The following is a 9,295-nucleotide window of genomic DNA, read 5'->3' as shown; positions in this document are numbered from 1 at the left end:
CTGCGCGGCCAGGGCATCTTGCAGCCGCGTCATGCCGATATTCATGGTCAGCGCGGCGCGCTCCAGCGCATCACGCTCGGGCGCCGGCAGGCCAACGACGGGGGCGAGCAGCCGGCACATGGCCCAGCAGGCCATCGCATGCGCGGCGCTGTAGCCCACCGTGGTCGATGCCGTGAGCTGGAACAGCCAGTACAGCGTCGCGTCCTCGTCGAGCGCAAGCCGCTTTTGTGCCTCACCCAGCAGCCGCTCCAGCCGCTGGGTCAGATCGGGGTATTGCTGCGGGGCGGCCAGTAGTGCGGCGAGCTGGGTTTCCAGCCCCGTCCAGCGGGCCATCCAGTCCGGCATCGCATCGTAGGCGGGATCGGGTGCGGCGGTCAGCGCCATGGCGACTCCTGCGGGGCGGCGCGCTGGGGTCAGTCGCGGAAGTTGGTAAAGCTCAACGGCAGCTCCGCCATCTCCTTGCGAATGAGCGCGATGGCAGTCTGCAGATCGTCACGCTTGGCGCCACTGACGCGTACCGCGTCGCCTTGGATGGCGGCTTGCACCTTGAGCTTGCTGCCCTTGATGAGCTGCTGGATTTTTTTCGCGTCCTCGGTGGCGATGCCGCTGCGCACGCGCAAGACTTGCTTGACGCGGTCGCCGCCGATCTTCTCGACTTTTCCAGGGTCCAGAAAGCGCACATCGACGTTGCGCTTGGCCAGTTTGGCGCGCAGGATGTCTTCTACCTGCTGGCGCTGGAAGTCGCTGTCGGCGGTGATGGTGATGTCGTGGTCCTTGAGTTCCACGGCGGCGCTGGAGCCCTTGAAATCGAAACGGGTACCGATTTCGCGTTGGGTCTGCTCGACGGCGTTTTTGACTTCGACCAGGTTGGGTTCGAGCACGGTATCGAACGACGGCATGGATGGGGTCCTTGGGATCAGGCAAGCGGGTTTGCGACAATCCGTGCATGGTAGTCGAGAACCACGTGCCGTTGCAGCCCCTCAATACGTTCGGCATCGCGGCGCGCGCGCACCGCCTGGCGCGCATCCGCAGCGAAGACGACGTGTTGGCCCTGGTGCGCCATCCGGATTGGCGGCCGCAGGAGACCTTTATCCTGGGCGGGGGCAGCAACATCGTGCTCACGGGGGATTTGCGCCAGCTGGTGCTCAAGGTCGAAATCCCGGGCCGGCGCCTGCTTCGCGAGGACGAGCGTGGCTGGCTGGTCGAGGCCGGTGCCGGTGAGCGCTGGCACGCCTTCGTGGAATGGACGCTGGCGCAGGGTTGGCCGGGGCTGGAGAATCTGGCGCTCATCCCCGGCACGGTGGGGGCGGCACCGGTGCAAAACATCGGCGCCTATGGGGTCGAGCTGCAGGACCGCTTCCATTCGCTCGACGCCATCGACCTGGAGACTGGCGAGCGCCTGACCTTGCGGCACGAGCACTGCGCGTTTGGTTACCGCGACTCGGTCTTCAAGCATGTGCGCGCGGGTGCATGCGGCATGGGGCTTAAGGGCCGCGCACTGATCACCCGCGTGCGCTTCTGGCTGCCGCGACTGTGGCGGCCCGAGCTGGGATATCAGGATCTGGCGCGCAAGGTGCTCGAAACCGGAATCGCCCATCCGACGCCGCGACAGATTTTTGACTGGGTGTGCGAGATTCGGCGCGCCAAGCTGCCCGACCCGGCCGTCCTGGGCAACGCGGGCAGCTTTTTCAAAAACCCCACCGTCACGCCGGAGCAGTGCGCCGACATCATCGGCCGCGACCCCAAGGTCGTGCACTACCCGATGCCGGACGGTTCCGTCAAACTGGCCGCCGGCTGGATGATCGACGCCTGCGGCTGGAAGGGCAAGACCGTCGGCCACGCCGGCGTGTACGAGAAGCAGGCGCTGGTGCTGGTCAACCGCGGCGATGCCGAGCACCCGTGCACGGGCGGCGAGGTGATGACGCTGGCGCGCCTGATTCAGACCAGCGTCTACGAGCGCTTCGGCATCCGGCTCGAGCCGGAGCCGGTCGTGGTCGGGTGACGCTCAGGCGGCCAACGCGGCCAGTGCTGGCACGCGGGTCGGGTCGTCTGGCGCGTGGGAGGCAGCCAAGTGCCCGTCGTCGACGGGCAGCGAGGCGCTCTGCAGCGATTCGACCATGGACTGCGCGCTCAAATAGCCTTGCCTGAGCAGAGCGGAAAAATCCGCGATCGCGCGCTGGCGGGCTCGTTCCATCCGCTGCCGCTGGTTGCCGGCGGCGGCGAGTGGTTCACGCTGGGTGCACGCCAACACCGAGGCCGGCAGCCAAGATTGGGTGTGCCCGCAGGTGGGGCACACCAGTCCGCGGCGCTGTGCCACCAAAACCCCGACGTAGCCGGCAGCGAAGGCGTGCTGACCGTCCTTCGCGTTGGGGCAGGTGAGCGGGTAAGTCGGCGACGGCACGACGCCCGCTTGCAGGCGGTTGATCAGGTCGATTTGCGAGGCGTCGAGCGGTGCTTGTATCCACATGAGAGCGGTTCCGGTAGTGAGTGCGGGATTCGGATGACGTCGATGGCATTTTTGGGGAACGCATTGCCGTCGCCAAGGGTTTCTTGCAACGAGAAAAGTTTGTTACGGCTGGTTACAGTAGCGACCATGGCGCAACGAGAGCTGAAACAGAAACAGGATCTGCCTGCGGCAGTGGCGGGCAGGGTGCGGCACCGACTCGCAGGGGCGCTGGCGCTACTGGTCGTGCTGGGGATGCTGGCCTGGTTCGCTGGGCCTCGCTATGCCTACGGCCCCGACGAACCGGCACCGCGGCCGCAGCCGCCGGTGGCGCTGGCGCAGTTGGACGATTGGCTGGCCGCGCAGGAGGCCGCACACGCGGGGCTGCGCCCTGGGGCGGCCAAGGGAGTCGTCTGGCACGGGCCACGCGGCCAGCGCACGCCGTGGGCGGTGGTCTATCTGCATGGCTTCACGGCCACGCGGGTGGAGACGCAGCCCCTGGCCGAGGAAGTGGCACGCGCCCTGGGTGCCAACCTGTTTCACACGCGTCTGACCGGCCATGGTCTGCCCGCCGAGGCGCTGGCGCAGGCCACGCCGCAAGACTGGCTCGCCGACGCGGTGGAGGCGGTGCGCATCGGTCATGCCATCGGCGAGCGCGTGCTGCTCATCGGCACCTCCACCGGCGCAACGTTGGGGGCATGGCTGGCACAGCGCCCCGATGCGGCCGGGGTGCCGATCGAGCGGCAGGTGTGGATTTCACCCAACTTTGGCCCGCAGGACAAGCGCACCGAGTGGCTGACCGGCCCGTGGGGCGCGCAGATCGCGCAGGCGATCACGGGCGGCACGGTGGGCAAGCCGGCCGACGACCCTCGCATCGAGGCGGGCTGGACGCGCGTCTATCCGGTGCAGGCGCTGCTGCCAATGATGGCGCTGGTCGAGCGCGTGCGAGCGGGCGACTGGGCCGCGGTGCGCACGCCGGTGCTGGTGCTGTTCAGCTCGCGCGACCGCACGGTCGATCCACAGCAGACGGCCAGCGTTTTCGTGCGCCTGGGCAGCCCCGTCAAAGTGATGGAGGCGGTGGAAGACAGCACCGACCCCGAGCAGCACGTGCTGGCGGGCGAAATCCGCTCGCCCGGCACCACGTCGCGCCTGGCCGAGCGCATCGTGCGCTGGGCACGCGAGGGGCATTGACACCCCTGGTCGTTCAACGGCCGAGTTTGAGCAGATCGCCGTCCTGGCCGATGGCCAGCAAGCCCGCCTGCGTGTAGATGCTCAGTTTGTCGCGCGTGTCGCTGATGTCCAGGTTGCGCAGCGTCAGTTGGCCGATGCGATCGCGCGGACTGAACACCGAGGCGCCTTTTTCCATCGTCAGGCGCTCGGGGGGGTAGGTGAGGTTGGGGCTTTCGGTGTTGAGGATCGAGTAGTCGTTGCCGCGGCGCAGCTCCAGCGTCACTTCGCCGGTGATGGCGCGCGCCACCCAGCGCTGGGCGGCCTCGCGCAGCATGATGGCTTGCGGGTCGAACCAGCGGCCTTGGTACAGCAGGCGGCCCAGCTTGCGGCCGTTGTCGCGGTACTGCTCGATGGTGTCTTCGTTGTGGATGCCGGTGACCAGCCGCTCGTAGGCGATGAACAGCAACGCCATGCCCGGGGCCTCGTAGATGCCGCGGCTCTTGGCTTCGATGATGCGGTTTTCGATCTGGTCGCTCATGCCCAAGCCGTGGCGGCCGCCGATGCGGTTGGCTTCCAGGAACAGCTCGACCAAGTCCGGGTATTCGCGGCCGTTGAGTGCCACCGGTCGCCCTTCCTCGAAGCGCACGGTGACTTCTTCGGGCGCGATGGCGCAGTCTTCGCGCCAGAAGGGCACGCCCATGATCGGGTTGACGATACGGATACTGGCGTCGAGGTGTTCGAGGTCTTTGGCCTCGTGCGTGGCGCCCAGCATGTTGCTGTCGGTGCTGTAGGCTTTCTCCACCGACATCTTGTAGTCGAAGCCGTGGCGAATCAGAAACTCCGACATTTCTTTGCGCCCGCCCAGCTCGTCGATGAAGGTCTGGTCCAGCCAGGGCTTGTAGATCTGCAACTGCGGGTTGGTCAGCAGGCCGTAGCGGTAAAAGCGCTCGATGTCGTTGCCCTTGAAGGTGCTGCCGTCGCCCCAGATGTGGACGTCGTCTTCCTTCATCGCCGCCACCAGCATGGTGCCGGTGACCGCGCGCCCGATCGGGGTGGTGTTGAAGTAGGTCAGGCCCGCGGTGCTGATGTGAAACGCCCCGCACTGCAGGGCGGCCAGCCCTTCAGCGGCCAGTTGGGCTCGGCAGTCCACCAGCCGGGCCTTTTCCGCGCCGTAGGCCAGCGCGCGCTGCGGGATGGCGTCGTAGTCGGGCTCATCGGGCTGGCCCAGGTTGGCGGTGTAGGCGTAGGGGATGGCACCCTTTTGGCGCATCCACAGCAGCGCGGCGCTCGTGTCGAGGCCGCCGGAAAACGCGATGCCGACCTTCTGGCCGACGGGCAGGCTTTGCAGGATGGTGGACATGAGAGTGGACGACAGGCAGGGTCAGAGGCAGCGACGATCGCAGGAACGATCTCAGCCGAAATGGCAGATGTAGTGGTAGGGCTCACCATCGACGCGAATCTGGAACTGAGCCTGGCCCGGCACGGCGAAGCGCTCTCCGGGCCCGTAGCGCCGCCACGCGGTCTCGCCCGGCAGCAGGACTTCGCAGTGGCCGGCCACGCCTTCCATGATTTCCGGGGCGCCCGTGCCGAAGGTCAGGGTCGAGGGCAGGATGACCCCGACCGATTTGCGCGTGCCGTCGGCCAGCGTGACGGTGTGGCTGACGCACTTGCCGTCGAAATAGACATTGGCGCGCGTGGTCACGGCGGCGCCGTCGAGGGTGTCGGTGATGGCGTTCATAACCGCCCGATTGTAGGCGTTGCCGCCAGCCATGAGCGGCGGGTCAGCGGGGCAGGGGCCAGTCGTCGGGATCGAAGCCCACCGTGATGCGCTCGCTGCCCCACTCGACCACGGGGCGGCGGATGACGCTGGGCCGCGCCAGCATCAGCGCGCGGGCGCTGGCCGCGTCGACCACGGCGGCGCGGGTGGCCTCGTCGAGCTGGCGCCATGTGGTGCCCCGGCGGTTGAGCAGCGCTTCCCAGCCCAGTGCCGCCAGCCACGCGTCCAGGCGGGCCACCGGGAGCCCGTCTTTTTTGAAGTCGTGAAATCGATAAGCGATGCCACGCTCGTCGAGCCACGCCCGGGCCTTTTTGACTGTCGTGCAGTTGGGGATGCCATACATCTCGATCATGGCGCCGATCCTACCGCAGCGTCAGCCGGTGTTGCGCAGGCCGGCGGCGATGCCGTTGATCGACAGGTGGATGCCACGTTTGACCTTTTCGTCCTGTCGGCCGGCTCGGTAGCGGCGGATGAGTTCCACCTGGAGATGGTGCAGCGGGTCGATATACGGAAAGCGGTGCTCGATCGAGCGCGCCAGCGCGGGGTTGGTGGCCAGCCGTTGCTCGTGTCCGGTGATGACACGCAGCGCGGCGTGCGTGCGGTGCCACTCGGCTTCGATGGCACCAAAGACGCGCCGGCGCAGCCGGGCGTCGGGCACCAGCTCGGCATAGAGGGCACCCAGCGCCAGATCGCTCTTGGCCAGCACCATGTCGATGTTGCTCAGCAGCGTGGCAAAGAAGGGCCAGCGCGCGTGCATCTCGCGCAGCAGCGCGTGCGCAGCGTCGCACCCTAGGTCGGCCTCGAGTGCGGCCACACCGCTGCCGAAGCCGTACCAGCCCGGCAGCGTCAGCCGACATTGTCCCCAGCTAAAAACCCAAGGGATGGCGCGCAGGTCTTCGATGCGCTGGGTGGCTTTGCGCGATGCGGGGCGCGAGCCGATGTGGAGCTCGGCGATTTCGCGAATCGGCGTGGCGTGGAAGAAATAGTCGGCAAACCCCGGGGTTTCGTACACCAGCGCCCGGTAGGCGGCGCGGCTGGCCTGCGACAGCGCTTGCGCGGCCCGCAGGAAGCGCGCCGGCACCGGCCGACGCGGTGGCAGCAGCGTGGCCTCCAGCGTGGCGGCCACCAACGTTTCGAGGTTGCGCCGCCCGATGTCGGGGTTGGCGTATTTGGAGCCGATCACCTCGCCTTGTTCGGTGAGCCGGATTTGCCCGCGCACCGTACCGGCGGGCTGCGCCAGGATGGCCTCGTAACTGGGGCCGCCGCCGCGCCCCACCGTGCCACCGCGGCCGTGGAACAGGCGCAGCCGCAGCGGCCGACCGTGTTCGGCCGACAGCCGGTCGAACAGCGCCGCTAGCGCCACCTCGGCCTGGTAGAGTGACCAGTTGCTGGTAAAGATCCCGCCATCCTTGTTGCTGTCGGAGTAGCCGAGCATGATCTCTTGCTCGCCGTACTCCAGCGGGCCGCCGGCGTGGACCAGCGCGGCCACGCCGGGCAGCGCGTAATATTCCGCCATGATGCGCGGTGCTTGCTCCAGGTCTTCGATGGTCTCGAACAGGGGCACGACGATCAGCTCGGCGCGCGCGTCCTCGCCCCACTGGCCGTGCAGCAGGCCGGCTTCTTTTTGCAGCACCAGCACCTCGAGCAGGTCGCTCACCGCTTCGGTGTGGCTGATGATGGCATGGCGGATGGCGGCTGCGCCGTAGCGGCGGCGTGCCTCCCGTGCGGCGCGGAAGATGGCCAGCTCGCGCTCGGTGACGGCGCTGTAGGCGGCGTCGGGGATTTGCAGCGGGCGCGGGTCGGCCAGCACCTGCAGCAGCAGGCGCTGCTTGCCCCCCTCATCCAGGGTGGAATAGTCCGGCGCGATGCGCGCGCGCGCCAGCAGCTCGGCCACAGCCACCTCATGCTGGTCGGAGCTCTGCCGCAGGTCCAGCGTGGCCAGGTGAAAACCAAACACCTCCACGGCACGGATCAAGGGTTTGAGGCGCGGCTCGATCAAGGCCGCGCAGCCCTGCTCGATGAGCGCGGCCTCGATGACGCGCAGGTCGGCCAAAAAGGCCGCTGCATCGGGATACGGGTTTTGCGGCGCGACCGCATGGCGCGCCGCCACCCCGCCGCTGAGCGCCGTCAGTGTGGCTGCCAGCCGGGCGTACAGGCCGATCAGGGCGCGTCGGTACGGCTCGTCACGCCGGTGCTCGTTGGTGTCGGGCGACGCCTCGGCCAGGGCTTGTAGCGCTGCGGGTGCGGGCAGCAGCATGGCCGACAGGGACAGCTCCGCGCCCAGCGCGTGCACTTCGCGCAGGTAGTGGCGCAGGATCACATCCGACTGGCGCTGCAACGCCAGCCACAGCGTGTCGGCGTTGACGTTGGGATTGCCGTCTCGGTCGCCGCCGATCCAGTGGCCCAGGCGCAAAAACGGCGCCACCGGCGTGCCGCCAAGCGCGGTCTCGATATCACCGTACAGGCGCGGCACCTCTGGGATGAAGGTGCGTTCGTGGTAGGCCAGCGCGTTCTTGATCTCGTCGGCCACCGTCAGCTTGGTAAAACGCAGCAGCCGCGTGTGCCACAGTTGCGTGATGCGCGCGCGCAGCAGCGCTTCGTTGGCGGCCAGCTCGCGCGCGCTGACGCGGTCGCCGTGGCGGCTGCCAGCGGCAAGCGCGCGTGCGCGGATCGCGTCGCGCTGCGCCAGCAGGCGGGCGATGTCGCCTTCCGCCTCGCGGATGCTGGCACGCTGCACTTCGGTCGGATGCGCGGTCAGCACCGGTGACACTAGGCCCTGGCGCAGCGTCTCGGCGATGGTGTCGCCCCCGATGGCCGCGCGGCGCAGTCGCTGCCACGTGTGGTCCAGACTGCCGGGCTGGATGTGCCCAGCGCGCTCGTGCACCTCGCGTCGGCGGATGTGGTGCCGGTCTTCGGCCAGGTTGGCCAGGTGACTGAAATAGGTGAAGGCGCGAATCACGCTGACCGCTTGCGCGTCGCTCAGGGCGTGCAGCAGGCGCTTGAGTTCACGGTCGGCGCGTGTGTCGGCATGGCGCCGAAACGCCACCGACAGCTGCCGGATGCGCTCGATGAGCGCGAAGGTGTCCTCGCCTTCATGCTCGCGGATGACGTCGCCGAGCAGTCGGCCCAACAGGCGGATGTCGTCGATCAACGGTTGGTCTTTGGCGGGCGCGGCGTCGGTGGGGCGGGACATGTCGGTCAATGGTGTGCTCAGTATCGCTTCATGCACCATTTTGCCGTGTTGGGCGCCCCGCATCGCACGCGCTGCGTTGCACAATGTGGTTTTCGTCGCATTTCTCGGTCATGACCGCAGCATCCGAACCCCACCTCCCACCCCCGTCCGACGCGGCCTCCCTCGCCGACTGGCTGGCCCACCTGGAGCGGCTGCATGGCCAGCGCATCACGCTGGGCCTAGAGCGCGTGCAGACCGTGGCGCGCCGGCTCGGGGCCGCGGTGCAGCCGCGTTGTCCCGTCATCACGGTGGCCGGCACCAACGGCAAGGGTTCGACCTGCGCCATGCTGGAGGCCATCTACCGTGCCGCCGGCTACCGCACCGCGCTCTACACGTCGCCGCATCTCGTGCATTTTGCCGAGCGCGCGCGGCTCGGTGGGGTGCCGATGGCGGATGCCGATCTGGTGCCGTCGTTTGCCGCCGTGGAGGCGGCGCGGTCGGCGGGCGAGCCGGTCGTGCTGAGCTACTTCGAGTTCACCACGCTGGCGCTCGTGCACGCGTTGCTGGCCCGCGATCCGGATGTGTTGATCCTGGAGGTCGGCATGGGCGGGCGGCTCGACGCCGTCAACGTCTGGGACGCCGACTGCGCCGTCATCACCAGTGTCGATCTGGATCACATGGAATACCTGGGGCCCAACCGCGAGGCGATCGGTGTCGAAAAAGCGGGCATTCT

General features: G+C 68.0%; 9 protein-coding genes and 1 pseudogene. 3 read left to right on the top strand and 7 right to left on the bottom strand.

From position 1 onward, the window contains the following. Both Q0716_RS06840 and Q0716_RS06835 read right to left on the bottom strand, forming a co-directional pair. Nucleotides 1-384: pseudogene (locus Q0716_RS06840) on the bottom strand (phosphodiesterase); the annotation flags it as partial. 29 nt (nt 385-413) lie between these two features. Further along, nucleotides 414-899: a YajQ family cyclic di-GMP-binding protein gene (locus Q0716_RS06835; protein WP_299021253.1), complete on the bottom strand. Its 486-nt coding sequence runs from the start codon at nt 897-899 to the stop codon at nt 414-416. A 47-nt stretch (nt 900-946) separates the two neighbouring features. On the opposite strand from Q0716_RS06835, the gene murB reads away from it, so the two are divergent. Further along, on the top strand, nt 947-2,002 hold the full coding sequence (gene murB, locus Q0716_RS06830; protein WP_299021250.1) for a UDP-N-acetylmuramate dehydrogenase: 1,056 nt from the start codon (nt 947-949) through the stop codon (nt 2,000-2,002). A 3-nt stretch (nt 2,003-2,005) separates the two neighbouring features. On the opposite strand, the gene Q0716_RS06825 is transcribed toward murB, so the two are convergent. After that, on the bottom strand, nt 2,006-2,467 hold the full coding sequence (locus Q0716_RS06825; protein WP_299021248.1) for a hypothetical protein: 462 nt from the start codon (nt 2,465-2,467) through the stop codon (nt 2,006-2,008). Nucleotides 2,468-2,593: 126 nt separating this feature from the next. On the opposite strand from Q0716_RS06825, the gene Q0716_RS06820 reads away from it, so the two are divergent. Then, entirely contained in the window at nt 2,594-3,634 is a 1,041-nt protein-coding gene (locus Q0716_RS06820; protein WP_299021246.1) for an alpha/beta hydrolase, read from the top strand. A gap of 13 nt (nt 3,635-3,647) precedes the next feature. Here the strand turns inward: Q0716_RS06820 and argG are convergent, their stop codons facing one another. From argG to ppc, 4 genes are read right to left on the bottom strand one after another with little or no spacing between them, the layout of a single operon-like run. Continuing rightward, complete coding sequence (gene argG / locus Q0716_RS06815; RefSeq protein ID WP_299021244.1) at nt 3,648-4,973, bottom strand: argininosuccinate synthase; 1,326 nt, start codon at nt 4,971-4,973, stop codon at nt 3,648-3,650. A gap of 51 nt (nt 4,974-5,024) precedes the next feature. Further along, the gene (locus Q0716_RS06810) at nt 5,025-5,351 is read right to left on the bottom strand and encodes a pyrimidine/purine nucleoside phosphorylase (protein WP_299021241.1); all 327 of its coding nucleotides are present in this window, start codon (nt 5,349-5,351) and stop codon (nt 5,025-5,027) included. A gap of 43 nt (nt 5,352-5,394) precedes the next feature. Next, a complete protein-coding gene (locus tag Q0716_RS06805) occupies nt 5,395-5,742 on the bottom strand; it encodes an ArsC family reductase (protein WP_299021238.1) in 348 nt (115 codons plus the stop codon). A 21-nt stretch (nt 5,743-5,763) separates the two neighbouring features. Further along, nucleotides 5,764-8,583 (bottom strand): phosphoenolpyruvate carboxylase, encoded by a 2,820-nt coding sequence (gene ppc, locus Q0716_RS06800; RefSeq protein WP_299021236.1) that lies wholly within the window; start codon nt 8,581-8,583, stop codon nt 5,764-5,766. A gap of 110 nt (nt 8,584-8,693) precedes the next feature. Between ppc and Q0716_RS06795 the strand changes: the two genes are divergently transcribed. Next, nucleotides 8,694-9,295: Mur ligase family protein (locus tag Q0716_RS06795; RefSeq protein ID WP_299021232.1), on the top strand; the 602-nt coding region annotated here is incomplete at its 3' end.

The sequence above is a fragment of the uncultured Tepidimonas sp. genome (assembly GCF_938045175.1).
Lineage (GTDB): Bacteria > Pseudomonadota > Gammaproteobacteria > Burkholderiales > Burkholderiaceae_C > Tepidimonas.
This window is presented reverse-complemented; position numbering and strand designations above follow the sequence as displayed.